The organism is Micromonospora cabrerizensis, assembly GCF_022230955.1.
Taxonomy (GTDB): Bacteria; Actinomycetota; Actinomycetes; order Mycobacteriales; family Micromonosporaceae; genus Micromonospora; species Micromonospora cabrerizensis.
In genome coordinates this window covers 71,733-97,849 of sequence record NZ_JAKKFI010000001.1, presented here as the reverse complement: position 1 = coordinate 97,849, position 26,117 = coordinate 71,733, and the positions used below count along the sequence as shown (strand labels likewise).

General features: G+C 72.4%; 19 protein-coding genes and 2 pseudogenes. 7 read left to right on the top strand and 14 right to left on the bottom strand.

Annotated features, from left to right (window positions below; translation table 11 throughout):
• From LADH09A_RS00430 to mraZ, 4 genes and pseudogenes are all read right to left on the bottom strand, one after another.
• Positions 1–502 (bottom strand): annotated as a pseudogene (locus tag LADH09A_RS00430) (hypothetical protein); the annotation flags it as partial.
• Positions 503–505: 3 nt separating this feature from the next.
• Positions 506–1,111, bottom strand: coding sequence for a cell division protein FtsL (gene ftsL / locus LADH09A_RS00425; RefSeq protein WP_238642564.1), 606 nt, complete (start codon positions 1,109–1,111; stop codon positions 506–508).
• Positions 1,101–2,210 (bottom strand): annotated as a pseudogene (rsmH, locus tag LADH09A_RS00420) (16S rRNA (cytosine(1402)-N(4))-methyltransferase RsmH). Before rsmH ends, ftsL begins: the two are co-directional and overlap by 11 nt.
• Before the next feature lie 205 nt (positions 2,211–2,415).
• On the bottom strand, positions 2,416–2,847 hold the full coding sequence (gene mraZ / locus LADH09A_RS00415) for a division/cell wall cluster transcriptional repressor MraZ (RefSeq protein WP_238642562.1): 432 nt from the start codon (positions 2,845–2,847) through the stop codon (positions 2,416–2,418).
• A gap of 355 nt (positions 2,848–3,202) precedes the next feature.
• Here mraZ and LADH09A_RS00410 point away from each other — a divergent pair, with 355 nt between their 5' ends.
• Genes LADH09A_RS00410 through LADH09A_RS00395 form a run of 4 tightly spaced genes read left to right on the top strand, consistent with a single transcriptional unit; the run spans position 3,203 to position 6,627 of the window.
• Complete coding sequence (locus LADH09A_RS00410; protein WP_238642587.1) at positions 3,203–4,450, top strand: MurT ligase domain-containing protein; 1,248 nt, start codon at positions 3,203–3,205, stop codon at positions 4,448–4,450.
• On the top strand, positions 4,440–5,159 hold the full coding sequence (locus LADH09A_RS00405) for a type 1 glutamine amidotransferase (protein WP_238642549.1): 720 nt from the start codon (positions 4,440–4,442) through the stop codon (positions 5,157–5,159). Before LADH09A_RS00410 ends, LADH09A_RS00405 begins: the two co-directional genes overlap by 11 nt.
• Complete coding sequence (locus LADH09A_RS00400; RefSeq protein ID WP_238642547.1) at positions 5,156–5,839, top strand: TVP38/TMEM64 family protein; 684 nt, start codon at positions 5,156–5,158, stop codon at positions 5,837–5,839. The genes LADH09A_RS00405 and LADH09A_RS00400 overlap by 4 nt, the downstream gene beginning before the upstream one ends.
• Positions 5,840–5,841: 2 nt before the next feature.
• The gene (locus LADH09A_RS00395; RefSeq protein ID WP_238642539.1) at positions 5,842–6,627 is read left to right on the top strand and encodes a phosphotransferase; all 786 of its coding nucleotides are present in this window, start codon (positions 5,842–5,844) and stop codon (positions 6,625–6,627) included.
• 110 nt (positions 6,628–6,737) lie between these two features.
• Here LADH09A_RS00395 and leuS read toward each other — a convergent pair whose 3' ends face one another.
• Positions 6,738–9,578, bottom strand: a complete 2,841-nt coding sequence (gene leuS, locus LADH09A_RS00390; RefSeq protein WP_238642537.1) for a leucine--tRNA ligase — start codon at positions 9,576–9,578, stop codon at positions 6,738–6,740.
• Between the two features lie 505 nt (positions 9,579–10,083).
• Between leuS and LADH09A_RS00385 the strand changes: the two genes are divergently transcribed.
• Genes LADH09A_RS00385 through LADH09A_RS00375 form a run of 3 tightly spaced genes read left to right on the top strand, consistent with a single transcriptional unit; the run spans position 10,084 to position 14,930 of the window.
• Positions 10,084–11,139, top strand: coding sequence for an AAA family ATPase (locus LADH09A_RS00385; protein ID WP_238642530.1), 1,056 nt, complete (start codon positions 10,084–10,086; stop codon positions 11,137–11,139).
• A gap of 1 nt (position 11,140) precedes the next feature.
• Positions 11,141–12,439, top strand: a complete 1,299-nt coding sequence (locus tag LADH09A_RS00380) for a DUF58 domain-containing protein (RefSeq protein ID WP_238642528.1) — start codon at positions 11,141–11,143, stop codon at positions 12,437–12,439.
• A gap of 16 nt (positions 12,440–12,455) precedes the next feature.
• Positions 12,456–14,930: a transglutaminase TgpA family protein gene (locus LADH09A_RS00375; protein WP_238642526.1), complete on the top strand. Its 2,475-nt coding sequence runs from the start codon at positions 12,456–12,458 to the stop codon at positions 14,928–14,930.
• Between the two features lie 504 nt (positions 14,931–15,434).
• On the opposite strand, the gene LADH09A_RS00370 is transcribed toward LADH09A_RS00375, so the two are convergent.
• From LADH09A_RS00370 to LADH09A_RS00330, 9 genes are all read right to left on the bottom strand, one after another.
• Positions 15,435–15,833 carry an SCO2097 family morphological protein gene (locus LADH09A_RS00370; RefSeq protein ID WP_238642524.1) on the bottom strand — a complete coding sequence of 133 codons (399 nt, stop codon included), beginning with the start codon at positions 15,831–15,833 and terminating at the stop codon, positions 15,435–15,437.
• A 116-nt stretch (positions 15,834–15,949) separates the two neighbouring features.
• On the bottom strand, positions 15,950–17,209 hold the full coding sequence (locus LADH09A_RS00365) for a DNA polymerase IV (protein ID WP_238642522.1): 1,260 nt from the start codon (positions 17,207–17,209) through the stop codon (positions 15,950–15,952).
• Positions 17,210–17,271: 62 nt separating this feature from the next.
• Positions 17,272–18,438, bottom strand: a complete 1,167-nt coding sequence (locus LADH09A_RS00360) for an alkaline phosphatase family protein (RefSeq protein ID WP_238642521.1) — start codon at positions 18,436–18,438, stop codon at positions 17,272–17,274.
• Positions 18,435–19,202 carry a methyltransferase domain-containing protein gene (locus LADH09A_RS00355; RefSeq protein WP_238642512.1) on the bottom strand — a complete coding sequence of 256 codons (768 nt, stop codon included), beginning with the start codon at positions 19,200–19,202 and terminating at the stop codon, positions 18,435–18,437. The genes LADH09A_RS00360 and LADH09A_RS00355 overlap by 4 nt, the downstream gene beginning before the upstream one ends.
• 9 nt (positions 19,203–19,211) lie before the next feature.
• Positions 19,212–20,135 (bottom strand): carbohydrate ABC transporter permease, encoded by a 924-nt coding sequence (locus LADH09A_RS00350; RefSeq protein WP_238642509.1) that lies wholly within the window; start codon positions 20,133–20,135, stop codon positions 19,212–19,214.
• Entirely contained in the window at positions 20,132–20,308 is a 177-nt protein-coding gene (locus LADH09A_RS00345; protein ID WP_238642595.1) for a hypothetical protein, read from the bottom strand. The genes LADH09A_RS00350 and LADH09A_RS00345 overlap by 4 nt, the downstream gene beginning before the upstream one ends.
• Positions 20,305–21,252: a carbohydrate ABC transporter permease gene (locus tag LADH09A_RS00340; protein WP_238642507.1), complete on the bottom strand. Its 948-nt coding sequence runs from the start codon at positions 21,250–21,252 to the stop codon at positions 20,305–20,307. The genes LADH09A_RS00345 and LADH09A_RS00340 overlap by 4 nt, the downstream gene beginning before the upstream one ends.
• A gap of 6 nt (positions 21,253–21,258) precedes the next feature.
• A complete protein-coding gene (locus LADH09A_RS00335) occupies positions 21,259–22,608 on the bottom strand; it encodes an ABC transporter substrate-binding protein (RefSeq protein ID WP_238642505.1) in 1,350 nt (449 codons plus the stop codon).
• Positions 22,609–22,704: 96 nt separating this feature from the next.
• The gene (locus tag LADH09A_RS00330) at positions 22,705–26,091 is read right to left on the bottom strand and encodes an error-prone DNA polymerase (RefSeq protein WP_238642503.1); all 3,387 of its coding nucleotides are present in this window, start codon (positions 26,089–26,091) and stop codon (positions 22,705–22,707) included.
• Between the last annotated feature and the right edge of the window lie 26 nt (positions 26,092–26,117).

Below are 26,117 nucleotides of genomic sequence, written 5' to 3'. Positions count from 1 at the left end.
CGACCAGCGGGTCCGCCCCGGCGAGTGAGGTGCCGGGGCTGTCGACATCGCCGCCGACACCGACCGTGCCGCTGCCGACGGTCGGCGCGCCACCGGTGCCGGGGGTGTTCTGGCCGGGGAACGAGCCGTCACCGGTGACCGGCCGCGGGGAGGTGCGGTCGGGCCTCGGGACGGTCGCGTAGCCGGGGCGGCGGGTGGCGGCGGTGCTGCCGGCCCGGGCGGCGGCCCGGCCACCGTCGAGCACCTGCAACGCCGGCCGGAACGGGTCGCCGGCGCGGGTGCTGCGCGGCGTACGCCGCTGTTCGGCGCCCCCGGCGCGCGTCGGCGTGCCGCGCTCCTCGCGGACGGTGCGACCCCTCGGGGTGTACGCGCGAGCCCCGGAGATGCCCCCGATGCCCGGTTCTGGAGTGCGGGACTCCCCGTCGGCGGAGCCGGCGTCACGCGAAGAACCGCGCCGGGCCCCCGTAGGGTCCCGGCGCGGCTCGTCCGACCGTGGTGGCACTGGTCAGCCTCCCGCACCCTGGCTGGTCACGGACGGCTGGCCGGTCGCCGGCTGCGGCACGCCGATGGTCTTGCCGTCCGGCAGCCGGATGTAGCCCGGCTCGCCGGCGTCCACCAGACCGAGCCGCCGCGCGTTGGCGGTCAGGTTGCCCGGTGCCTCGGCCTCGGCGATCTGCTTGTCCAGTTGCTGCTTCTCCAGGTCCAGTCGAGCCTGCTGCTGCTGCAACCGCTCCAACCGGAACGCGTTCTCATTGATCTTGGTGTTGACCGCCAGGATGCCCAGCACCCCGCCGACCACCAGCACCACGATCAGCGCCGCGAACGGCGCGCGCGGCACCGACACCGGTGGTGGCGGCGCCACCCGCAGCCGAGGCGGGCGGGCAGCGGTGGCGCTGCCAGCCTTCTCGACCGGCCGCAGCGCGGCGGTGCCCTGGGTCGGGAACTCGCGCGCCCCCCGGGCGCGAGTCTCCCCCTGCCGGTTCACTCGATCGATGCGTGGCGTACCGTTTCCGAGGCGCGGAGCCCGCTCCGCCGCGGTCCGGCCCCCCGACCGCGGTGCGCGCTGCTCGCCGCCGGTGACGTCCCGGCGGCCGCGCTTGTCAATGTTCATGTCCCTCCCCCTCAACATCCGTCCCTCTGCCGTCCCGGTGCCCCTGACCCCCCACGGATCAGGCGGACCCCGTGCCCGGTTGGTGCATTCCCTTCACCCGTCGGCGAGACCGTTCGCGGTCGGTCCGCCCCTGTTCTGTCGCGTTCGGGTCGAGTCGCTCCGCGGCCCGCAGCCGCACCGAGGCGGCCCGCGGGTTCGCGGCGACCTCCGCCTCCCCGGGCAGTTCGGCGCCCCGGCTGAGAAGCCGGAACGTCGGACCGGACCCGGGAAGTTCGACCGGGAGGTCGACCGGGCCCGTGTTGCGGACCCGGTCCGCGAGCGCCGCCTTGGTGAGCCGGTCCTCCAGCGAGTGGTAGGACAGGACCACCATGCGACCGCCCACGGTCAGTGCGTCGAGCGCGGATGGCAACGCTGTCTCCAGCGCTGCCAGCTCTCTGTTTACCTCGATCCGTAAAGCCTGAAACGTTCTCTTTGCCGGGTGTCCGCCCGTCCGTCGGGCCGGTGCCGGGATCGAGTCCCGCACCAGCTCCGCCAGCAGCGCGGACGAGGTGATCCGGGCGCGCTCCCGCTCCCGGATGATCGCCGAGGCGATCCGGCCGGCGAACTTCTCCTCGCCGTAGACCCGCAGCACCCGGGCCAGATCCGGATGGCCGTAGGTGTTGACCACCTCCTCGGCGGTCACCCCCCGGGTCTGGTCCATCCGCATGTCCAGGGGCGCGTCCTGGGCGTACGCGAACCCGCGGTCGGGCGCGTCCAACTGCAACGACGAGACACCCAGGTCGAACAGGATCCCGTCGATGCCCGGATAGCCCAGCCGGTCGAGCACGTCCGGAAGCTCGTCGTAGACGGCGTGCTCCAGGTGCACCCGATCGGCGAACCGGGCCAGTCGGACCCGCGCGTGGGCGAGCGCCTCGGTGTCCCGGTCGAGCCCGATCAGGACCGTCCCCGGGTGCGCCTCCAGCACCGCCTCCGCGTGCCCGGCCAGGCCGAGCGTCGCGTCGACGTAGACCGTCCGGTCGCCTCGACCCAGCGCGGGGGCCAACAGCTCGAGACACCGCTCGAGCAGCACCGGCACGTGCGTGCCGCGCAACTCCCCCATGATGACCCCCACTGGTTGAAACGTCCGTTCTCTTCGTGCGCCTGTCGTCGGACGGCGCTGCCGTCGTACCGCCAGATCCCCATCCGCTCCCGCCGGACACCGAACCGTCGCCCGATGACTGGATCGTGCGCCTGGCACCGGGGAAGGGGTGCCAGGAACTCGAAAGCGGCTGGAGATCTCGCAGTACGTCGGGCGCCGTTCCGCCCTACAGACCGCCGGGCAGCACCCCCTCCTCGATGTCGGCGAAGTCGTCTTCGCTCTCGGCGAGGTAGGTCTCCCAGGCGGCCTTGTCCCAGATCTCCACCCGCGTGCTCGCGCCGATGACCACCAACTCGCGGTCGAGCGCGGCATACTCCCGCAGATGGGCCGGAATGGTCACCCGACCCTGCTTGTCGGGAACCTCGTCGTGCGCGCTGGCGAAGAAGACCCGGCTGTAGGCCCGGGCCGCCTTGTGCGTCATCGGCTGCGCGCGCAACTGCTCCGCGATCCGCTGGAACTCAGGAGTCGGGAAGACGTAGAGGCAACGATCCTGCCCTTTGGTGACCACGACACCCCCCGCCAGCTCATCCCGAAACTTGGCCGGAAGGATCAACCGGCCCTTTTCGTCCAGGCGCGGAGTGTGGGTGCCGAGAAACATCGGCCCAACCCCCTCGCCCTTGAGCGGCGTTCGCGGCGCCGCTGACCCCCCGGGCCGGTGAGCCCTCCCGGCCTCACCATTGGTCCCCACTCTACTCCACTTCCCTCCACCCGCAACCAGATTCGCCCGCGTGGCGCGCCCCATCCCCGCCTAAAACCGCACGTCACGAGGGGTGGAGCGGAGTGGAGGGCCTGGGCCGCCCTCCGGCGTGGTCCGCTTTCCGACATAGATCGACTCCGTCCGGCGGAGGCCCACCCGGCCGCCCGCGCGACCACCACGGCCGAACGGTTCGGAGTCGGCGGCGATCTGGCGGGACGGGCGGTCCGGTAACCTCGCTCGCGTGACCGACGCGAAAATGCCCCTACGGGCCAAGGTGGCCAGCTCCGTGTCACGGACCGCCGCGGCGCTCTCCCGGGCGGCCGGCCGCGGCGACGGTTCGGTGATCGGCGGTTGGATCGGCCTGAAGATCGACCCGGACCTGCTGGCCCACCTGTCGGCCGGGCGGGCGATCGCGCTCGTCTCCGGCACCAACGGCAAGACCACCACCACCCGGCTGACCTCCGCCGCGGTCGGCGTGCTCGGCCGGGTCGCCACCAACTCGTTCGGCGCCAACATGCCCAGTGGGCACACCTCGGCGCTGGCCAAGGCCGGCAGCACCCCGTACGCGGTGCTGGAGGTGGACGAGCACTACCTCGCCCAGGTGCTGGAGGCGACCGAGCCGCACGTGGTCGCGCTGCTCAACCTCTCCCGCGACCAGCTCGACCGCGCCAAGGAGGTCGCCATGATGGCGCAGCTCTGGCGCGCGGCCCTCGTCCGGCACACCAACGTGCGGGTGGTGGCCAACGCCGACGACCCGCTGGTGGTCTGGGCCGCCACCCCGCCGGGCGATCCCGCCCGGGGCATCCACCCGCCGCACGTGACCTGGTTCAGTGCCGGCCAGCGCTGGCACGACGACTCCTGGGTCTGCCCGGAGTGCGGCTCCACCATCCAGCGCTCCGGCGACCAGTGGTGGTGCACCGGCTGCGCCCTGCGCCGGCCGGAGCCGCAGTGGGTCGTCGAGGACGAGGGCGTGCTCGACCCCACCGGCGCCTGGCACAAGGTCTCCCTCCAACTGCCCGGCAAGGTCAACCTCGGCAACGCGGCGACCGCGCTGGCCGTGGCCGCCGAGTTCGGCGTACGCCCGGTCGACGCGGTGTCCCGCCTCGGCATCGTCACCTCGGTGGCCGGCCGTTACGCGCAGGTCGACAAGGACGGGCGCAACATCCGGCTGCTGCTGGCCAAGAACCCGGCCAGCTGGCTGGAGGCCTTCGACATGGCCGACAACGCGCCGACCCTGCTCTCCATCAACGCGCGCGACCCCGACGGTCTGGACACCTCCTGGCTCTACGACGTCGACTTCGCCCCGCTCCGTGGCCGGCAGGTGTTGATCACCGGCGACCGTGCATACGACCTGGCGGTTCGACTGGACGTCAACGACGTCCCGTTCCAGCACGTCCGCACGTTCGACGACGCGATCCGGTCGGTCCCGCCCGGGCGGCTGGAGGTCATCGCGAACTACACCGCGTTCCAGGACATCCGAGCGGAGTTGGACCGTGTCATCTGAGAGCCTGCGCATCGTCTGGATCTACCCCGACCTGCTGTCCACCTACGGCGACCGGGGCAACGCCCTGATCCTCGCCCGCCGGGCCCGCCAACGTGGCATGCCCGTCGAGGTGCTGGAGGTCCGCTCCGACCAGCAGCTGCCCGCGACCGCCGACATCTACCTGGTCGGCGGCGGCGAGGACGGCCCTCAGGCGCTGGGCGCGCAGCGCCTGCTCGCCGACGGCGGTCTGCACCGGGCGGTCGCCCAGGGGTCGGTGGTGTTCGGCGTCTGTGCCGGTTACCAGCTGCTCGGCACCTCCTTCTTCGCCAAGGGTGTGCAGTGTCGAGGGCTGGAGCTGCTCGACCTCCAGTCCGACCGGGGCGAGAGCCGGGCCGTGGGCGAGCTGGCCGGTGAGATCGACCCCCGGCTGGGCCTACCACCGCTGACCGGTTTCGAGAACCACGGCGGCCGCACCCACCTCGGGCCGGAGGTCTCCCCGCTGGCCCGGGTCACCGCCGGGGTGGGCAACGACGGTGCCACCGAGGGCGCGTGGCGCGGCAAGCTGCTGGGCACCTACTCGCACGGCCCGGCGCTGGCTCGCAACCCCGCCCTGGCCGACCTGCTGCTGCGCTGGGCCACCGGGGCACACCAGCTTCCCCCGCTGGACGACACCTGGCCCGACCGGCTCCGCAACGAGCGCCGCTCCGCGGTGGCCGCCGCCCGGACATGATCCGTGCCGTCCGGCGGCTGCTCCGGCAGCCGTCGGCCGCCCGGTTCGCCCTGCTCGTGCTGCTGATCGGCGGGTGTGGGCTGCTGCTGCTCCTGGTGCCCCGACCGGACCCGGAGCAGCTTCCCCTGCTGGCCGACCGGCTGGGCGACCTCGCCCCGGTGGCGGCGATCCTCGGCGGCGCGCTGCTGCTGGTCGCGCTGGTCCCCCGTACCTTCATCACGCTCGCCGCTGGCGCGATCTTCGGCCCCCTGGAGGGTGCCGCGTACGCCCTGGGCGCCGCGCTGGTGGCCGCGGCGATCGGGTTCACGGTCGGCCGGCTGCTCGGCCGGGAGTTCGTAGCCGAACGGGTCCGTGGTCGCCTGGCCCGCCTCGATGGCTGGTTCGCCCGGCAGAGCGTGTTCGGTGTGGTCACCGTCCGGCTGCTGCCCATCGCCGGATTCGGGCTGGTCAGCTACGGCTACGGCACGACCGGCGCACGGGTGCTGCCGTTCCTGGCCGGCAGCGTGATCGCCTCCGCGCCGACCGCCGTCGGCTACGCCGCGATCGGCGCCGCGGTCAGCTCCCCCGGCCACGTCAACTGGTACGCGGCCGCCCCGGCCAGCCTCGGCCTGATCGCCAGCGTGGTGCTCGTCCACCAGTGGTGGCGCGCCGAGCGTCGACGCCGACGTATGCCGGTCTGACCGTGCCCGAGCCGACCGACAGCCCGGCCGAGGAGCCCCTGTCCGGCGGGTTCGTCGCCGACGTGGTCCGGGTCGGTGACACGGTACGACGTACCCCGCCCGCCAACCTGGACTTCGTCGGCGCGCTGCTGCGCCACCTGGCCGGGGTGGGCGCGGACCTCGCGCCCCGCCACCTGGGCGTCGACGCCCACGGTCGGCAGATGCTCAGCTATGTCGCGGGGCGGGTGCCGTGGCGGGACCGGGAGGACCCGGCGTTCTTCGGCGACGCGGCGCTGGTGCGGCTGGCCGAGCTGATCCGGCGGCTGCACGACGCGTGTGCGGGCACCGGGCTGGCGGGCGACGCCGAGACGGTGTGCCACCGTGACCTGTCGCCGAAGAACACGGTGTACCGGGACTTCCCGGCCGGGCCACTGCCGGTGGCCTTCCTCGACTGGGACCTGGCCGCCCCGGGCCGCCGGATCGACGACGTCGCGTTCGCCGGCTGGCACTGGGCGGCGTTGGGCGACGACGCCGACCCGGCCGAGCTGGGCCGGCGCTGCCGACTCCTCTGCGACGCCTACGACCGAGCGTCGACCGCTGCCGCACCGGCCAGGCTGGCGCGGGGTGAGTTGGTGGGCGTGATGCTCGACCAGATCGAGAGCACCTGGCGGGGCATCGACGCCGGCGCCGACCGCGACGAGCCGGCCATGCGCCGGCTACGCGACAAGGGCGCGGTGAACGGGATCCGCCGCTGGCAGGACTGGCTGCGAACCCACCGCGAAGCCGTGGCGGCCGCGCTGGAGGCCTGACCGGCCGTTTCCTCGGTCGATCATGGAGTTGTGGTGGGGTATCAAACCCCTGTCACGGGGCGAACCAGGCACCACAACTCCATGATCGACGCCGAAGAGGGCGGGCAGCGTCAGGCGACGACGGAGACCATCCGGCCCTTCACCACGATGACCTTGCGGGGTTCCTTGCCGGCCAGGGCTGCGGCCACCGCCTCCAGGGCCGCCGCGCGGACGGTCTCCTCGGCGGCGTCGGCGGGAACCTCGATGCGGCCACGGACCTTGCCGTTGACCTGCACCGGATAGGTCACCGTGTCGGCCACCAGCAGCGCCGGGTCGGCGGTCGGGAAGTCCGCGTACGTCAGCGAGGTGTCGTGGCCCAGCTTGCGCCACAACTCCTCGGCCACGTGCGGGGCGAACGGCGCCACCATCAGCACCAGCGGCTCGGCCACCTCACGGGGCGTGGACGACAGCCGGGTCAGCCCGTTGGTCAGCTCGATCAGCTTGGCGATCGCGGTGTTGAACCGGATGTTGTCCATGTCGCCACGGACCCCGTCGATGACCTTGTGCAGCAGCCGGCGGGTCGCCTCGTCGGCCGGGTCCTCGGTGACCCGCAGCGCCCCGGTCTGCTCGTCGACGACAGCCCGCCAGACCCGCTGCAGGAACCGGTGCGAACCGACCACCGCCCGGGTCTCCCAGGGGCGGGACACCTCCAGCGGGCCCATCGACATCTCGTACACCCGGAAGGTGTCCGCGCCGTACGCGGCGCACATGTCGTCGGGGGTCACCACGTTCTTCAGCGACTTGCCCATCTTGCCGTACTCGCGGTTGACCGTCAGGTCGCCCAGGTAGTAGGCGCCGTCGCGCTCCATGACCTCCTCGGCCTGCACGTAGCTGCCGCGCGAGTCGGTGTACGCGTACGCCTGGATCATGCCCTGGTTGAACAGCTTGCGGAACGGCTCGAACGACGACACGTGCCCCAGGTCGTACAGCACCTTGTGCCAGAACCGCGCGTACAGCAGGTGCAGCACGGCGTGCTCGGCGCCGCCGACGTACAGGTCGGTGCCCCCGCAGTCGCCGTCGCCGCGCGGGCCCATCCAGTACTGCTCGTTCTCCGCGTCGACGAACCGGTCGCTGTTGGTCGGGTCCAGGTAGCGCAGCTCGTACCAGCAGGAGCCGGCCCACTGCGGCATCACGTTGGTCTCCCGGGTGTAGCGCTGCGGCCCGTCACCCAGATCCAGCTCGACCTCGACCCAGTCGCGCCGCCGCGACAGCGGGGTCTCCGGGTTGCTGGCGGCGTCGTCGGGGGCGAACGTCTTCGGCGAGAAGTCGTCCACCTCCGGCAGCTCGACCGGCAGCATCTCCTCCGGCAGGGCGATGGCCGCGCCGGTGGAGTCGTAGACGATCGGGAACGGCTCGCCCCAGTAACGCTGACGGGAGAACAGCCAGTCACGCAGCCGGTACGTCACCGCGCCGGTGCCGTGCCCGTTCGCCTCCAGCCAGGAGATGATCGCCGCCTTGGCGTCGGCGACCCCCAGCCCGTTCAGGTCCAGGCCGCGCTCGGGCGCGGCGCTGTTGATCGCCGGGCCGTCCCCGGTGTACGCCTTGCCGTCGAAGCCCTCCGCCGGCTGCACGGTACGCACGATGGGCAGCTCGAAGACCTCGGCGAACGCCCAGTCCCGCTCGTCCTGCGCCGGCACCGCCATGATCGCGCCGGTGCCGTAGCCGGCCAGCACGTAGTCGGCGATGAAGATCGGGATCTGACCGCCGGTGACCGGGTTGGTGGCGTACGCGCCGATGAAGACGCCGGTCTTCTCCTTGGTGTCGGACTGCCGCTCGACGTCGGTCTTGGCCGCCGCCGTCTTGCGGTACGCCTCGACGGCCACCCGGGGGCTGGCGTGCCCGCCGGTCCAGGCGTCTCTCGTCCCGTCCGGCCAGGCGGCCGGCACCAGCGCGTCGACCAGCTCGTGCTCGGGCGCCAGCACCATGTAAGTGGCACCGAAGACGGTGTCCGGTCGGGTCGTGAACACCCGCACCGGCGCCTGCCCGGTGGGGAAGTCGACGTGCGCACCGGTGGAACGACCGATCCAGTTGCGCTGCATCAGCTTGATCGGCTCGGGCCAGTCCAGGGTGTCCAGGTCGTCGATCAGGCGGTCGCCGTACGCGGTGATCCGCATCTTCCACTGCTTCAGGTTGCGCTTGAAGACCGGGAAGTTGCCCCGGTCGGAGCGACCGTCGGCGGTGACCTCCTCGTTGGCCAGCACGGTGCCCAGCCCGGGGCACCAGTTCACCGGGGCCTCGGAGACGTACGCCAGGCGGTGGTCGTCGACGACCTGGCGGCGCTCGGCGACGCTCAGCTCGGCCCACGCCCGGCCGTCCGGGGTGGGCCGGTTGCCGCCCTCGAACTCGGCGATCAGCTCGGCGATCGGGCGGGCCCGGCCGGCGTCCCGGTCGTACCAGGAGTTGAAGATCTGCAGGAAGATCCACTGGGTCCAGCGGTAGAAGTCGGTGTCGATGGTGGCCACCGAACGACGCTCGTCGTGCGCCAGCCCCAGCCGGCGCAGCTGCGCCTTGTACCGCTCGATGTTCGCCACCGTCGTGGTCCTCGGGTGGGTGCCGGTCTGCACCGCGTACTGCTCGGCGGGCAGGCCGAACGCGTCGAAGCCCATCGCGTGCAGCACGTTGCGGCCGGCCATCCGCTGGTAGCGGGCGTAGCAGTCGGTGCCGATGTAACCCAGCGGGTGACCGACGTGCAGGCCGGCACCGGACGGGTACGGGAACATGTCCAGCACGTACAGCTTCTCCGCGCCGGCGCGCGGGTGGGTCGGATCGGCCAGCGGGCCGGTCGGGTTCGGTGCGTGGAAGGTGCCCTCGCGCGCCCAGGTGTCCTGCCAACGAATCTCGATCTCGTCGGCCAGGGCCGCGGTGTACCGGAACGGGGGGATGTCGCCCGCCGGTGCGGCTGCCTCACTCATCGTCTCTCCTCGCTTCGCTTCGCTTCGTCTCGGCACCACCGGGCCGGGCCGGCGGCGGGCACAAAAAAGCCCCTCGCGCAGGAGGGGCCGCCGTGCTGTCGCGCGTTCAACGCATCAGCACGGCCCGGTAAGAAGCAGGAAGACTCCGGCCATGTCCGGCAGTGTACCCCGCTGCACGGCGCGACGATGTGCCGCCGCCAGGCAGGGCGCGAGGCGGTCACCCGGCCGCGGCGAACCGGGCGGTGTCGGGGGTGAAGCCCAGCACTGCTGGAAATTGAAAACCACATCGGGTACCCGCGTGGGGACCGGTCACGCATCTCCCGAAAGGCGAATATTCCGGTGGGTAACCGACGGACTACCTGCGGGGGTCGGCGATAACGACAAACATGGTTAGCCTGAGAGACCAGTGAGATTCCTGCGGCAGACGAGGCTCGACGTCGCGAACCCAACGGCGGGTCCAGGTGCTCTCTACAGAGCTGCCGTCATGGCGACGAGGAGGAGGCCCGTGACACAACAGACCTGGGACGAGGTGGGCGGCCTACTGCCGCACGACGAGTTCCGCGCCGCCAGCGAGGCCATTGTGGCCAACATCGAGCAGGTCATCGAGGGTAAGACCGCCACCGTGCGGCTCGCCCTGGCCGTTCTGCTCGCCGAGGGTCACCTCCTGATCGAAGACGTGCCGGGCGTCGGCAAGACCAAGCTGGCCAAGGCCCTCGCGCGGTCCATCGACTGCACCGTGCGACGGATCCAGTTCACCCCCGACCTGCTGCCCAGCGACGTCACCGGGGTCAGCGTCTACAACCAGGAGACGCACGACTTCGAGTTCCGTCCCGGTGCCGTGTTCGCCAACCTGGTGGTCGGCGACGAGATCAACCGTGCCTCGCCGAAGACCCAGTCGGCGTTGCTGGAGTGCATGGAGGAACGGCAGGTCACCGTCGACGGTGTCACCTACCAGCTCCAGACCCCGTTCATGGTCATCGCCACCCAGAACCCGATCGAGATGGAGGGGACCTACCCGCTGCCCGAGGCGCAGCGCGACCGGTTCACCGCCCGCATCGCCATGGGTTACCCGGACTCCAACGCCGAGCTGGCCATGCTCGACGGGCACGGTGCCACCGACCCGCTGAACGAGCTGCGCGCGGTCTCCGACGCGGCCATCGTCCGGCAGCTCATCGCCACCGTCCGGCAGGTGCACGTCGCGGACGCGGTCAAGCAGTACGCGATCGACCTGGTCACCGCCACCCGCGAGGCACCCGACCTGCGGCTCGGCGCCTCCCCCCGGGCGACCCTGCAACTGCTGCGCACGGCCCGGGCGGTCGCCGCCCTGGAGGGTCGCGACTACGTGCTCCCCGACGACCTGCAGGCCCTGGCGGTGCCGGTGCTCGCGCACCGGATCATCCCGACCGCCGACGCGCAGCTCGCCCGACGCACCACCGACGCGATCGTCTCCGAGCTGGTGCACCGCCTGCCGCTGCCGCACGACCGGCAGCGCAACCCGTACGACACCCGGCCCGGCACCGGCGGCAACGGCCGCGCTCCCTACGAGCCGCGGAGGCCATGACGTGCGTGCCGGGCTGCGCGGGCTGACCACCCGCGGGCGCTCCTTCCTCGCCGCCGCCCTCGCGGCGGCGATCTCGGCCGGCATCCTGGGCGAGAAGGACCTGCTCCGGGTGGCTGTGCTGTTGGCCATCCTGCCGTTGCTGGCCGCGGCCTACGTCGGGCGCAGCCGCTACAAGCTGGCCTGCAACCGCTCACTGGACCCGCACCGGGTTCCGGTCGGCGCCAACTCCCGGGTGGTGCTGCGCCTGCAGAACCTCTCCCGGCTGCCGACCGGCACCCTGCTCCTGGAGGACCGGCTGCCCTACGCGCTGGGCAGCCGGCCCCGGGTGGTGTTGGAGCGGCTCGGCGCGCACCAGGCCACCTCCGTGGCGTACACCGTGCGGGCCGACGTGCGGGGCCGCTACGACGTGGGCCCGCTGGTGGTCCGGATGACCGACCCGTTCGGCCTCTGCGAACTCACCAGGTCCTTTCCCAGCACCGACCACCTGACGGTCATCCCGCAGGTCACCGCCCTGCCGTCGGTCCGGCTCCCCGGGGAGTACGCGGGCAGCGGCGACAGTCGGGCCCGCTCGGTGGCGGTGCACGGCGAGGACGACGCGGCGACCCGGGAATATCGGCGCGGCGACGACCTGCGCCGGGTGCACTGGAAGTCCACCGCGCGCACCGGCGAGCTGATGGTGCGCCGCGAGGAGCAGCCGTGGGAGAGCCGGGCCACTGTCGTCCTGGACACCCGCGCGTACGGCCACCGCGGCGAGGGGCCGACGGCCAGTTTCGAGTGGTCCGTCTCCGCCGCCGCGAGCATCGCCGTCCACCTGCGCCAGGCCGGCTACAAGTTGCGCCTGGTCACCGGCTCGGGGGCGGATGTCGACGCCTCGGAGGCCGGCGGTGACGGTGCGCTGCTCGACCACCTCGCGGAGGTCCGACTGGATCAGCGCGCCGAGCTGACCGACCTCGTGCAACGGGTCCGCCAACGCGCCGACGGCGGTCTGATCATCGGGCTGTTCGGCACGGTGAGTGTGGCCGAGGCCGAGCTGCTGGCCGGCCTGCGGGGCAACGGCGCCACCTGCGTCGGCTTCCTGCTCAACAGCTCCACCTGGCTCAGCCTGCCCGAAAAGGCCCGGGCCGAGGCGGAGCACGCCCACGCCGCCGCCGTCCTCGCCATGCTGCAGAGCGGTTGGCGGGTGGTCGGTGTCGACCACGGCGGCCGACTGCCCGCGCTGTGGCCGCAGGCCGGCCGGGGCTCCCAGGGCTTCGCGCTTCGCGCCGCACTGGCCGAGACGGTGGCCGGCGGCGTGCGATGAACGGAAGGTTCCCCTCATGATCGCCAGTCGGAACATCGGCCTGGTGGCGGCCACGGCAACCCTGCTGGCCGCCGCGCCGCTGTCGGCCATCTTCCAGAGCTGGACGTGGCTCATCCAGTCGGTCATCGCGGTCGCCGTGGTGGCCGGGGTGGCCGCGTTGACCCGGCTCGCCCGGGCCCCCCTGTGGGGTCAGGTGTTGGGTATGCTGGCCGGCCTGCTCCTTGCCCTGACCTGGCTGTTCCCCAGTGGGGCGGAGCTGCTGGCCGTCCTGCCCACGCCGGGCACGCTCGCGCACTTCAACGACCTGCTCGCCGGGTCCATGCAGGACATGCGCTCGTACGGCGTCGAGGTCCCCGACACCGACCCGTTGCTGTTCATCACCGTGCTCGGCGTCGGTGGGGTCGCCGTCCTGGTCGACGTGCTGGCCGTCGGGCTGCGCCGGCCCGCGCTGGCGGGGCTGCCGATGCTGGCCATCTACTCGGTGCCGGTCGCCGTCTACGTGGACAGCGTCCCCGCGGTGCCGTTCGTGGTGGGCGCCGCCGGTTACCTCTGGCTGCTGGTCACCGACAACGTGGACCGCGTACGCCGCTTCGGGCGCCGGTTCACCGGTGACGGCCGCGACGTCGACGTGTGGGAGGCCTCGCCGCTGGCGTCCGCCGGCCGCCGGCTCGCGGCGGTCGGCGTGGCCCTGGCCGTGGTGCTGCCGCTGGCGGTGCCCGGCATGACGGGCGGGTTGCTCGACTCCCTCAGCCGGGGTCCGGGCAACGGCACCGGCAACGGGACCGGCTCGGGCGGCACGTCGGGTCGGATCGACCTGTTCGCCTCGCTCGCCGGCCAGCTCAACCAGTCCCAGGTGGCCGATCTGGTCAAGGTCACCACGTCCGAGCAGAGCCCGTTCTACCTGCGTTACGCGGTCGCCGACGAGCTGCGCCCGGGTGGTTTCCAGGCGCGCAACCCGAGTGGCCGGCCGGCCAACCGGGACCTGCCGAACCCGGCCGACCGGGCCGGCCGGGGCGTGCAGCAGACCACCTACCGGGCCACCGTCGAGGTCACCAAGAGCCTGAGCATGTCGCTGATGCCGGTGTACGCCGAGCCGGTCCGCACCGAGGACCTCAACGGCAACTGGCTCTACGACCCCAACCAGCAGGTCGTCTTCTCCAACCGGGAAAACTCCCGGGGTCGCAAGTACTCCTTCGACTACGTCCGCTCGACGTACACCCCGGCGGCGCTGCGGGCCGCGCTGCCGCTCCCGACCGACCACCCGGTACGCCGGCAGCTGACCGCCACCCCCGAGCGGGTGCCGGAGGTGGAGGAGCTGGTCAAGGGGCTCATCCAGGGCAAGCGCACCGACTACGACCGGGTGCTGGCCATCTACCAGCACTTCTCGGCGGACAACGGGTTCGCCTACCGGTTGAGCACCGAGAGCGGCAGCAGCGGGCAGGACATCGTCAACTTCCTGACCAACAAGGTCGGCTACTGCCAGCAGTACGCCGCCGGGATGGCCTGGCTGGTCCGCGCGGCCGGCATCCCGGCCCGGGTCGCGTTCGGCTTCACCAACGGCAGCAAGCGCGACGGCGACACGTTCACGCTGACCAATCTCAACCTGCACGCCTGGACGGAGGTCTTCTTCAACGGCCTCGGTTGGGTGCCGTTCGACGCCACCCCGGCGTCCGGGGTGCCCGGCTCCACCCGGTCGGCCTGGGCGCCGGACACCGACGCGCCGGAACCGTCCGCTCCGGGCACCGGTGTCACGGACACCCCCGCGGGCCCCGAGGCCTCAGCTGGTCCGGCCGGACCGGACAACGCCGACCGGGACACCGACGAGGGGCTTTCACTCGGCGGGACGACGCCGGACGAACAGCCTCCGGTCTGGCCCTGGTGGGCGGCCGGCCTGCTGGCCCTGTTGCTGCTCCTGGCGGTGCCCGCTCTGCGCCGGCTCGCGTTGCGGCGTCGACGGGGTGGCCGGGCGGCGAGCGCGACGGTGGCCGCCACGACCGTCACCGACGGCACCGAGCCGGGCTCCCGCGTGGTGACGGTCGCCGCCGACGCCAGCCGCGCCCGCGCGGATGCGCACGCCGCCTGGGCGGAGCTGCTCGACACCCTGGTGGACTTCCGGGTCCCGGTCGACCTCACCGAGACGCCGAGGGCGACCGCGGACCGGCTCGTCCGGGACACCCTCAGCGACGACACCGCCGCCGTGGAGTCGGCACGGCTGCTCGGCAGGGCGGAGGAGCGGGCCCGCTACGCGCGGGATCCGCTGACCGGTGAGCGGCTGCTGCCGGCACTGCGCACGGTCCGCGGGGCGCTCGCCTCCCGGGCGGACCGACGGACCCGCCTCCTCGCCGCCGTGTTGCCGCCGTCGGTGCTGCTGCGGTGGAGAACGGGCATGGCGGACACGTCCGGCCGAATGGCGGCGCTGACCGGGCGGACCCGGTACCGGCTGCTGCGCTGGAACCCGCGACGGCTGTTGGCCGACCGGGCGGCCCGCTGAGCAACGCAGGTCCACGGGTGGGGCGGCGGTCGGTGGACCGCCGCCCCACGCTGCTTCAGGCGTCAACCCTCAGTGGCCCCCTACGCCAATCGTCGAACGGTGCGGCGCGCCGAGGTGGGGGCGCGGGGCGAGGCGACGCGGGCAGCGGGCGGGATAGCGGGCCCTCCAAGATCGTGCTCGATCCAGGAACCAGTCCCCTCCCCTCGCGCCCGATGCCACTACATCCAGGATCGAGCACGATCATGCGGAAAGGGGCCCGGCACGGGAGGCACGGGGGAAGGAGACAGCCGGGGAGACCGCGGGCAAGGAGACAGCCGCGAGGGAGACAGCCGGGACAGGGACTGCCGGGAAGAGAGTCGCCGGGAAGGAGACAGCCGGGAAGGTGGCAGCGGGCAGAGGGCGCGCGGATACCACTGAGGTCGCCGGCGGAAATGCCCGGCGACCCACTCGTCGCGACGTACGGCCGCCTGAGCGGCGCACGCCCGCCTCAGGGGCGGAACTGGCCTACCGGTGCCCCTCCGGGCGCTGCCGCCACCTGTCCTCCATGCGGTCCAGGAGTGACGACTTGCGACCGGATCGGCCACCGCGGGGGCGACGACGACTCGTCGTGCCGCCCACCACGTGCAGGTCAGGTGACTGTGCCCGCCGGTGCGACTGCACCGCGAACGCGGCCGACGCCAGCATGACGACGAAGCCCGCCACCGCCAGCGGTGGAGTCTTGATCACCGCGCCATAGACCAGTAGAGCCAAGCCAGCGATGATGACGCCGGCGGCGACGAGCAGGCGACGCCGCGCATGGAAGCGCGGATCGCTGGCGCGCACGGCCGAGGCGAATTTGGGGTCCTCGGCAAGCGACCGCTCGATCTGCTCGAACAGCCGCTGCTCGTGCTCCGAGAGCGGCACGGCACTCCTCCCCGGTCACGTTGGTCGGGCCCACTCGGGCCGACAGACCGTGGCAGCCATCCGACTGCTTACCCGCAAGTCTACGAGGGGGCTCGCGCGTCGGAAAGCGGGACGACCTATGGGTGGGGTGGATTTTCCTTTCGACCGCTGTCACGGTCGCCCATCAGACTGGCCGGACCTATGACGGACCGCCCGAAACGGGCAGCAGCGGCGTCCGCGGCAGCTTCCGCCTCGCGCCAACCATGCTCGGGCGCGCCGAGGGTGAGCTGCCGGGGAGCGCCCTGCGCCGGGGCGAGCCCCTCGACCCGGACACCGACGAGTCGGATCCGCTCGCCCGGGTCCAACGCGGTGTAGAGCGCCCAAACCGTGTCGAACATCTCGCGGGCGGTGTCGGTGGGCACGTCGAGGGTGCGGGAGCGGCTCACCGTGCGGAAGTCGGCCAGCCGGACCTTGAGGGCGACGGTGCGCCCGACCTGCCCGGAGCCCCGCAACCGGACGCCGACCTTCGCGCTGAGCGCGAGCAGCGCGCGGCGGATCTCCAGTGGGTCGGCCACGTCGACCTCGAAGGTCACCTCCGCGCCGATCGACTTGTCGACGTGTTCCGGGCTGACCCCGCGCGGGTCCCGTCCCCAGGCCAGCTCGTGCAGGTGCGCCGCCGAGGCGGCGCCGACCGCCCGGCGGATCATGCCCACCGGCGCCTCGGCGAGGTCGCCGACGGTGGTCAGGCCGAGACGACGCAGCGACTCGGCGGCGCGCTCCCCCACCCCCCATAGCGCGTCCACGGGCAGCGGGTGCAGGAAGTCGAGCACCTGCCCCGGGGGCACCACCAGCAGCCCGTCCGGTTTGGCCCGGGTGGAACCCAGCTTGGCCACAAACTTGCTGGGCGCCACCCCGACCGAGCAGGTCAGCGCCTGCTCGTCGGCGACCCGGCGGCGGATCAGCCGGGCGATGGTGGCCGGGGAGCCGAAGAGCCTGCGGGCGCCGGTCACGTCGAGGAACGCCTCGTCGAGGGAGAGCGGCTCGACCAGCGGGGTGACGTCGCGGAAGATCTGCATGACCGCCCGGGAGGCGGCGGTGTAGGCGGTGAAGTCCGGTGGCAGGTAGACCGCGTGCGGGCAGCGGGCTCGGGCCTGACCGGTCGGCATCGCGCTGCGCACGCCGTAGCGGCGGGCCTCGTAGCTGGCCGAGCTGACGACCCCGCGTGGCCCGACGCCGCCGACGACCACCGGGCGGCCGCGCAGCTCGGGTCGGCGGCGCACCTCGACGGCGGCGAAGAACGCGTCCATGTCGACGTGCAGGATGGGGCTGCCCGAGTCGTCGGCGTCCGGCCCGAAGCGCGGATCATCGCCTCGGGGCAACGACTGGCTGCGGCCCATCCCGGCAGGTTAACCCGTCGGTACGACACCACCAGCCGCCGGCGGGCCGGACCGGACGCCGCTCAGCCGCGGACGACCAGCAGGGGCACGGTCAGCTCGGCCGCGGTGTCCGACCCGTGGTACGCCACCAGCTTCGACGCCATCGGCCGCTCGGTGCGACTGGCCATGACCGCGTACGTGTCGTTGCAGGTCACCACCACGTCGCCGATCCGCCCCAGGTGTTCCTCGGGCACCGGCCCGAACCAGCCGGTGGCCACCATCTCGTCGCGGGTGCGTACCCGTGCGGCGGCGCCCAGCACCTCGGACCAGGCGGCCCGCACGTCGTCGACCGCGCCCGCCTCGGCGTGCAGGTAACGCACCCGGGCCTCACCGGCCACCACCCGCACCCCGGCGCGCAGTCGGGGGTCGGTGTCCAGGTCGAAGCGGTGCTCGGCGGGAATGTCGAGCTGGCCGTGATCGGCGGTCACCAGCAGCGCCGCGTCGGGTGGCAGCCCGTCGACCAACCGGGCGAGCAGGGCGTCCACCTCGGTGGCGGCGACCCGCCAGGGTGCCGAGTCGACGCCGCTGAGGTGGCCGTGCCGGTCCAGGTCGGCGTGGTAGCCGGAGACCAGGGTCGGGCCCGGGCCGGCGGCCAGCGCGGCCAGCATGGTGGCGGCCACCGCGTCCCCACCGGCGGCGCCCCGGAAGTCGCCGCCCCGGTTGGCGGCGAGGGTCAAGCCGCTGCCACCGAACTCCGGCCGGCTCACCACGGTCACCGTCACACCGGCGGCGCGGGCCAGCTCCAGCTGGGTGGGCACCGGCTGCCAGTGCAGCGGCGACGGGTCAGCGGCCCAGTCGGTGTGGGTGAGCACCCGGTCGGTGCCGGGCACCCGCACGGTGAAGCCGAGCACCCCGTGCGCGCCCGGCGCGACGCCGGTGCCCAGCGTCACCAGGCTGGTCGGGGTGGTGGACGGGAAACCGGCGAGGAGCGGTCGGGCCACTGTCGCGGCGAGCCCGGCCAGGGTCGGCGCGTACGGGGCGGCGGTCGGCAGCTGGTACCAGCCGAGCCCGTCGACCAGCAGCACGGCGATCCGGCGTACCCCGGCCAGCGCGGGGACGAGCCCGAGCGGGTCGACCGAGCCGGGCACGCCCAGCACGGCGAGCGCGCTGGGCAGCACGTCGGCGAGACGGCCACCGCCGTGGTGCGGCCCGAGGACCGTCAGCGGTGCGGGGGTCGGCGAGTCGCTCATGCCGGCCGGCGGGCGAACAGGTGCAGCTGGGCGGCCAGGTCCCGGTAGGGCGGTTGGGCGGCCAGCGCGCGTTCCAGCTCCACCAGGGCGGCGGACTGCCCGTCGGAGACCGCGGCCGGCAGCAGGTCGGCGAGCACGCGTACCCCGTGGATCTCCTCGACCACGAGACCGGCGGCGTCGAGCAGCGCGGCGGCGCCGGGGGCGTCGTAGCGTCGGCGCAGCGTGTCCCGTGGTCCGGCGGTGCCGGCCGGGTCGGCGGCCAGCGCCGCCGCGACGTCGAGGTGGCCGTTCATCGCGCGGCCCAGAACGGCGGCGGCCCGCCCGGCCACGAGCACGCTGGCCGCGCCGCCGGGGCGCAGCGCGGTGGCCAGCGCGGTCACCACCGGCGTGGGGTCGTCCACCACCTCCAGCACGGAGTGGCAGAGCACCAGGTCGACGCCGGCCGGCTCGACCAGCCCGGCGAGGGCGTCGCCGTCGCCCTGCACGGCGGCGATCCGGTCGGCCACGCCGGCCTCGGCGGCCCGGCGGGTGAGCGCGGCGAGCGCGTCGGGGCTGGCGTCGACCACGGTGACCCGGTGCCCGGCGCGGGCCAGGGGGACGGCGAAACCGCCGGTGCCGCCGCCCACGTCCAGCACGGTCAGCTCGGCGTCGCCGCGCCGGTCCAGCTCGGCACGGAGCACCGACCAGATCACGGCGGTACGGGGGGTCAGCGGCGGCCCGGCGAACCGGCCTCGGGTCTGCTCCACCCGGTCGAGCCTAGTCACCCGGTCCAGTCAGCCCTTGCGGCCGGTGGTGGCGATGCCCTCGACAAAGTGCCGCTGGGCCAGGAAGAACAGAATGATCATCGGGACGGTGGCCAGCACACTCCCGGCGAGCACGATCTCCCACTGCTGCTCACCGCCGTAGCCGAACCGGTCCAGCACGACCTTGAGCCCGCGCGGCAGGGTGTAGAGCTGCTCGTTGCGCAGGTAGATCAGCGGCTTGAGCAGGTCCGTCCAGCTGGCCTTGAACTCGAAGACGAAGGCGACCAGCAGCGCCGGGCGGATCAGCGGAAAGGCCATCTTCCAGAACAGCTGCGGGTAACTCGCCCCGTCCACCCGGGCGGCCTCGAAGTATTCCCGGGGCAGAGCGAGCAGGAACTGCCGCAACAGGAAGATGTAGAACGCCGAGCCGAACAGGTTGCCCGCCCAGAGCGGCACCTGGGTGTCGGTCAACCCCAGGTCCGACCAGATGAGATACGTCGGGATCATGGTGACCGCGAACGGCAGCATCATGGTCGCCAGGACCAGCCCGAAGAGCAGGTTGCGGCCGGGAAAGCGGAAGTAGGCGAAGCCGAAGGCCACCCAGGCGCTGGAGAGGGTCGCCGCCGCGGCGGCGGCCACACCGACCACCACGCTGTTGCCGAACCAGGTCACCAGTGGCACGGCCCGCCAGGCCTCGGCGTAGTTCTCCGGAGCGAACGGGACCGGCAGGAAGCCGGGGGCGAAGACGTACTCCCGGGGGCGCAGCGAGGCGCTGACCAGCCAGACGAACGGCAGCATGAAGATCACGGCGGCGCCCACCAGCGCCACCACGAAGAGCACCCGTTGCCAGGGTGACCGACGGCCCGCACCGGCCGCCGACCGGGGCGCCGCCGGCCGGGCCGGCGAGATGCCGGAGACCGGTGACGCGGCGCCCCGCTCGACGGCGGTGGTCACGACTCGGCCCCAGCTGCCGGATCCTCCTCCGCCCGCGACCGCCGAACGTTGGCGACCGGACCGTCGGTGAGCTGGTACTCGCGCGGCTCGATCTGCTGCTCGGGCACCCAGCCCGCGGTCAGCCGGGTACGCCGCGCGTTGGCCACGCCGTTGTGGCCGATCATCGAAGTCACGTGTCTTCTCCCTCGTAGTACACGAACCGGTTGCTGAGTTTCACCTGTATCAGAGTGATGATCAAGATGATCACGAAAAGCAGCCACGCCATCGCCGACGCGAAGCCCATGTGCAGGAACTGGAACGCCTCCTGGAACAGGTGGATGACGTAGAAGGTGGCCGCGTCACTGTTGAACGAGTTCTGCGTCTGCCGGTTGCCGAAGTACATCGTGTAGACCTCGGTGAACATCTGCAGCGACGCGATCGTGTTGACGATCAGCGTGAAGAACAGCGCACCCGAGATCATCGGCAGGGTGACCGACCGGAACCGGGCCCAGGGGCCGGCACCGTCGATGGCAGCCGCCTCGTACAGGTCACGGGGCACGTTCTGCAACGCGGCCAGATAGATGATCACCGTGGAGCCGAGGCTCCACAGGCTCATCAGGATGATGCCGGGCATCACCCAGCCCGGGTCGGTGGTCCAGCTCGGACCGTCGATCCCGACCAGGCCGAGCACCCGGTTGATCAGGCCGTCCTGGGTGTTGAGCAGCAGCAGGAACAGGATGCCGACGGCCACCGCCGGGGTCATCACCGGCAGGTAGAAGACGGTACGGAAGAAGCCCTGCAACCGGCCGACCCGCTTGAGCAGCAGCGCCAGGCCCAGCGAGATGAGCATCACCAGCGGTACGTGCAGCGCCGTGTAGTAGACGGTGTTGCCCAGGCTGCGGGCCACCGCCGGGTCACTCATCAGCTGCCGGTAGTTGTCCAGCCCGGTGTACTCCGGAGGGTTGATCACGTCGTACTCGGTGAAGCTCAACCAGAGACTGGCGATCATCGGCCCGGCCGAGAAGACCAGGAACCCGACGATCCACGGCGCCAGGAAGAGGTACGCCCAGCGCGCCTCCCGCCGGGCCAGCGGCGTACGACGGCGCCGACCCGGAGCGGGAGCGGTGACGGTGGCCATCGCGGGCTACTTCGCGGCCTTGTCCAGCGCGGCGGTGGCCTCCTGCTGGGCCCGCTGCAACGCCTGCGCGGGCTGCGCCTGGCCGGCGAGCACCCGGTTGACCGCGTCGTAGTACGCCTTGTCGAACTCCGCCCCGGCCGGAGAGGCGGGCATCGCGAACGCGGCGTCCTGCACCGAGCGGATGGTGGCCACGGCGTCATCGAAGCGCTTGTTGCCGGTCGGCTGGTACAGCTCGTCGAAGATCTTCTTGTCGGCGATGGCGTTCGCCGTGTAGAGGCCGGTGAACGGCTGGCCGGCGGCCTTGCGGGCGTCCACCCGGGCCTTCGCGGCGGCCACCCAGGTGTCGGTGGCGGTCATCTGCTTGACGAACGCACACGCCGCGTCCGGGTTCTTCGCGCCCTTGGTGACCACCCAGGCCTGCCCGGCGGACTGGGTCAGCGGCTTGCCCTGCCGGTCCACGAACGGCTTGACCACCAACTCGGCGTTCGGGCTGTTCTTGGCGGCCTGGTTGAGGAACCACTCCTCCATCGGCCACGCCACGATCTGCTTCTGGGTCAGCGGGTTCTGTGCGCCGAAGAAGTCGAAGGTGTCCCGGAACGACTTGAATTTGCCCCAGCCGCCCTGCTGCTGGATCAGGTTGACCCCGGTGGTCAGCGCCTCGACCACCCGGGGATCGTCCAGTTTGGCGGTGCGGCCGTCGGCGGAGAGCATGTCGGCGCCGTTGGCCTTGGCCCACATCGGCAGGAACTCGGGGACCTTCGGGTCGATGCCGATCCGGGAGAGTCGGCCGCCGGAGACCTCGGCCAGCTTGGCGTTGAGCTGGGGCAACGCGGCCCAGTCGGCCAGGTTGACCTGGTCGGCGGTCAGCCCGGCCTGCTTGAGCAGCCCCTCGTTGAGGTAGACCACCCGGACGGTGGAGAACTCGGGGATGCCGTAGACGGTGTCGTCGAGCGTGACCTGGGCGCGGGCGGCCGGCCGGTACTGCTCCAGGTCGATGGCCTGCTTCTTGACGCAGTCGGTCAGCGGCTGGATCGACCCGCGCTTGGCGTACGTGCCGATCAGCTTGCGGTCCATGTAGACCAGGTCCGGGGGGTTGCCCGAGGCGACCGCGGAGAGGAACTGCTGCTCGTCGAAGGCCCCCTCGGTGACCTTCAGCTCGACGTCGGGATGGTCACGCTTGAAGGCGTCCACCCGGGTGGTGGCGATCTCGTCGGAGAAGCCGAAACCCATGGTGCTCAGCGTGCCCTTGGCGGCGGTGCCGCCGCCCGCGTCGCTGTCCCCGCCGACGCCCCCACAGCCACTGAGCACCAGAGTGAGCGCCCCGGCGAAGGCCGTCGCCCGCAGTATCCGTGACATGTGTCCCTCCCGAGTCCACGCGCGCCACACCGCTCGCGTGACCTGCACTTCTCCTCAGAAGCGCAGCTCAAACGTGAGATTTACGTAGCCGACCGGTCACCGGAAGTCACGGGAGGCGGGGCTGACCGGCGGCTCGATGGCGTCCAGCCGGTCGGCGACCAGGTTGGTCACCCCCTCGTGCCGCTGCAACCGGCCCCGGACCACCAGCGCGGCGCTGGTGCGGGCCACCCGCCGGTAGCGCTGCCACAGCCCCGGCGAACAGGTGACGTTGAGCATCCCCGTCTCGTCCTCCAGGTTGAGGAAGGTGACCCCGCCCGCGGTCGCCGGGCGTTGCCGGTGGGTGACGATGCCACCGACCCGGATCCGTTGCCCCGGCTCCACCCGGCCGAGCCGGGCGATCGGCACCGCGCCCAACACGTCGAGCTGACCCCGGATGAACCGGGCGGGATGGCTCTCCGGCGACAGCCCGGTGGCCCACACGTCGGCGACCAGCCGGTCCACCGCCTCCATCCCGGGCAGCGTGGGCGCCGCCGCGCCGGTCACCGTGCCGGGCAGCCGGCCCGGCCGGTCCTGGGCGGCCGCACCGGCGGCCCACAGCGCCTGCCGCCGGGTCAGCCCGAAACAGGCGAAGGCGTCCGCGGTGGCCAACGCCTCCAGCTGCGCGGCGGTGAGACCGACCCGCCGGGCCAGATCAGGCATGTCCCGGTACGACCCACCGGCGGCCCGTTCGGCCTCGATCCGCTCGGCCACGTCGGCGCCGAGGGTCCGTACGCCGGACAGGCCGAGCCGGACGGCCGGGCCGCCCAACCCCCAGGCGTGCGGCGGCTCCCCCGGCCCACTGCCCCACCGGGTGTCCGGGGTGGACTCCAGCACCGCCAACGCCCCGCTGGCGTTGATGTCCGGGCGACGGACCTCCACCCCGTGCCGGCGGGCGTCGTCGACCAGGGTCTGCGGTGAGTAGAAGCCCATCGGCTGGGCGTTGAGCAGCGCGGCCAGGAACGGCGCCGGGTGGTAACGCTTGAGCCAGGAGCTGGCGTAGACCAGGTAGGCGAAGCTCATCGCGTGGCTCTCCGGGAAGCCGTAACTGGCGAACGCGGTGAGCTTGCGGTAGACGTCGTCGGCCAACTCACCGGTGATGCCCCGCTCGGCCATCCCGGCGTAGAGCCGATCGGCGATCCGGGTCATCCGCTCGACCGACCGTTTGGCGCCCATCGCCCGACGCAGCTGGTCGGCCTCGGCCGCGTCGAAGCCGGCCAGGTCGATGGCGAGCTGCATCAACTGCTCCTGGAACAGCGGCACACCCAGGGTCTTCTCCAGGGCGTTGCGCATCAGCGGGTGCGCGAAGGTCACCGGCTCCTGGCCGTTCTTGCGCCGGATGAACGGGTGCACCGAACCACCCTGGATCGGGCCGGGCCGGATCAGCGCCACCTCGACCACCAGGTCGTAGAACTCGCGGGGCTTGAGCCGGGGCAGGGTGGCCATCTGCGCGCGACTCTCCACCTGGAACACCCCGACCGAGTCGGCCCGGCAGAGCATGTCGTAGACCTCCGGGTCGTCCAGGGTCATGTCACCCAGGTCGAGGCTCTGGCCGATCATGTCGTAGCCGTAGTGCAGGGCGGAGAGCATGCCCAGCCCGAGCAGGTCGAACTTGACCAGGCCGACCGCCGCGCAGTCGTCCTTGTCCCACTGCAGGACGCTGCGCCCGGGCATCCGCCCCCACTCCACCGGGCAGACCTCGATCACCGGCCGGTCGCAGATCACCATGCCGCCGGAGTGGATGCCCAGGTGCCGGGGGAACGTCTGCAACTCGTTGGCGTACTCCACCACCTGCTCCGGGATGTTCTCCACGTCGACCGTGGCGACCGAGCCCCACCGGTCGATCTGCTTGCTCCAGGCGTCCTGCTGCCCCGGCGAGTAGCCGAACGCCTTGGCCACGTCCCGCACCGCCGACCGGGGCCGGTAGGAGATGACGTTGGCGACCTGGGCGGCGTGCTCCCGGCCGTAGCGGGTGTAGACGTGCTGGATCACCTCCTCCCGACGGTCGGACTCGATGTCCACGTCGATGTCCGGCGGGCCGTCGCGTTCCGGGGCGAGGAACCGCTCGAAGAGCAGCCGGTGCCGGACCGCGTCCACATTGGTGATCCGCAACGCGTAGCAGACCGCCGAGTTGGCCGCCGAGCCCCGACCCTGGCAGTAGATGTCCTGCTCACGGCAGAACGTGACGATGTCGTAGACCACCAGGAAGTAGCCGGGGAAGCCCAACTCCTCGATCATGTTCAGCTCGTGGTCGAGTTGCGCGTACGCCGTCGGGTGCGCCTGCGGCGGCCCGTAGCGCTCCCGTGCCCCGTCGGCGGTCAACTTCCGCAGCCAGCTCATCTCCGTGTGCCCCGGTGGCACCGGGTACGCCGGCAGCTGCGGCGCGACGAGCTGGAGGTCGAAGGCCAACTCGGCACCGAACTCGGCAGCCCGCGCCACCGCGCCCGGGTACGCGGCGAACCGGGCCGCCATCTCCGCGCCGCTGCGCAGGTGGGCAGTGGCCGCCGCGGGCAGCCAGCCGTCGATCTCGTCCAGACTGCGTCGGGCGCGGACGGCGGCGACGGTGGTGGCCAGCCGACGCCGGCCGGGGCTGGCGTAGTGCACGTTGTTGCTGGCCACCGTCGGCAACCCGGCTGCGGCGGCCAAGTCGGCGAGCGCGTCGTTGCGGTCGGCGTCGACAGGATGGCCGTGGTCGGTCAGCTCCACCGCCACCGTCTCCGCACCGAAGAGCGAGGTCAGCCGGTCCAGCTCGCGGGCCGCCGCGTCCACCCCCTCGGTGAGCAGCGCGCCCGGCACGTGCCCCTTGCGGCAGCCGGTCAGCACCAGCACGTGATCGCGTAGCTCGGCGGCGACCTCCTCCAGCTCTCCGTAGACCGGGCGGCCCTTCTCCCCGCCGCGCAGTTGGGCGCGGGCGATGGTGGTGGCCAGCCGGGCATACCCCTCATGGCCGTGCGCGAGCACCAGCAGGTGCGCGCCGTGCGGGTCGGGTTCGCCGTTCTGCGGGCCGGGCAGCCCGAGGGACAGCTCCGCGCCGAAGATGGTCGGCAGGCCCAGCGTGCGGGCCGCCTCGGCGAAGCGGACCACCCCGTAGAAGCCGTCGTGGTCGGTGACGGCGAGCGCGGTGAGCCCCAGCCGGGCCGCCTCCTCGGCCAACTCCTCGGGATGGCTGGCACCGTCGAGGAAGCTGAAGTTGGTGTGCGCGTGCAGCTCCGCGTAGGGCACCACCCCGTCGGGGCGGGTCAGCTCCGGTGGCTGGTACCGCTCGCGGTGGCGGCTCCAGGCCGGGGAGTCTCCCCCGTCGGCGTCCACGGCGAGCGGGTCCACCACGTGCAGGTGCCGCTCGTCGCGCGACCGACCGCCGCCCGACCTGCCGGAACCGCCGTCGACCCGCCCGGAGAGCACCCTCTCCAGCTCCGACCAGGGCATCTTCGGGTTGTGGAAGCTCATTTCCGCACCCTCGGCCTGATCGACCC

Excerpts from the sequence above, each read along its gene's own strand:
- LADH09A_RS00365 (WP_238642522.1), bottom strand. The coding sequence starts at position 17,209 with ATGGGCCGCAGCCAGTCGTTGCCCCGAGGCGATGATCCGCGCTTCGGG.
- LADH09A_RS00375 (WP_238642526.1), top strand. The coding sequence starts at position 12,456 with ATGATCGCCAGTCGGAACATCGGCCTGGTGGCGGCCACGGCAACCCTG.
- LADH09A_RS00360 (WP_238642521.1), bottom strand. The coding sequence starts at position 18,438 with ATGAGCGACTCGCCGACCCCCGCACCGCTGACGGTCCTCGGGCCGCAC.
- LADH09A_RS00335 (WP_238642505.1), bottom strand. The coding sequence starts at position 22,608 with ATGTCACGGATACTGCGGGCGACGGCCTTCGCCGGGGCGCTCACTCTG.
- leuS (WP_238642537.1), bottom strand. The coding sequence starts at position 9,578 with ATGAGTGAGGCAGCCGCACCGGCGGGCGACATCCCCCCGTTCCGGTAC.
- mraZ (WP_238642562.1), bottom strand. The coding sequence starts at position 2,847 with ATGTTTCTCGGCACCCACACTCCGCGCCTGGACGAAAAGGGCCGGTTG.
- LADH09A_RS00400 (WP_238642547.1), top strand. The coding sequence starts at position 5,156 with ATGATCCGTGCCGTCCGGCGGCTGCTCCGGCAGCCGTCGGCCGCCCGG.
- ftsL (WP_238642564.1), bottom strand. The coding sequence starts at position 1,111 with ATGAACATTGACAAGCGCGGCCGCCGGGACGTCACCGGCGGCGAGCAG.
- LADH09A_RS00330 (WP_238642503.1), bottom strand. The coding sequence starts at position 26,091 with ATGAGCTTCCACAACCCGAAGATGCCCTGGTCGGAGCTGGAGAGGGTG.
- LADH09A_RS00340 (WP_238642507.1), bottom strand. The coding sequence starts at position 21,252 with ATGGCCACCGTCACCGCTCCCGCTCCGGGTCGGCGCCGTCGTACGCCG.
- LADH09A_RS00410 (WP_238642587.1), top strand. The coding sequence starts at position 3,203 with ATGCCCCTACGGGCCAAGGTGGCCAGCTCCGTGTCACGGACCGCCGCG.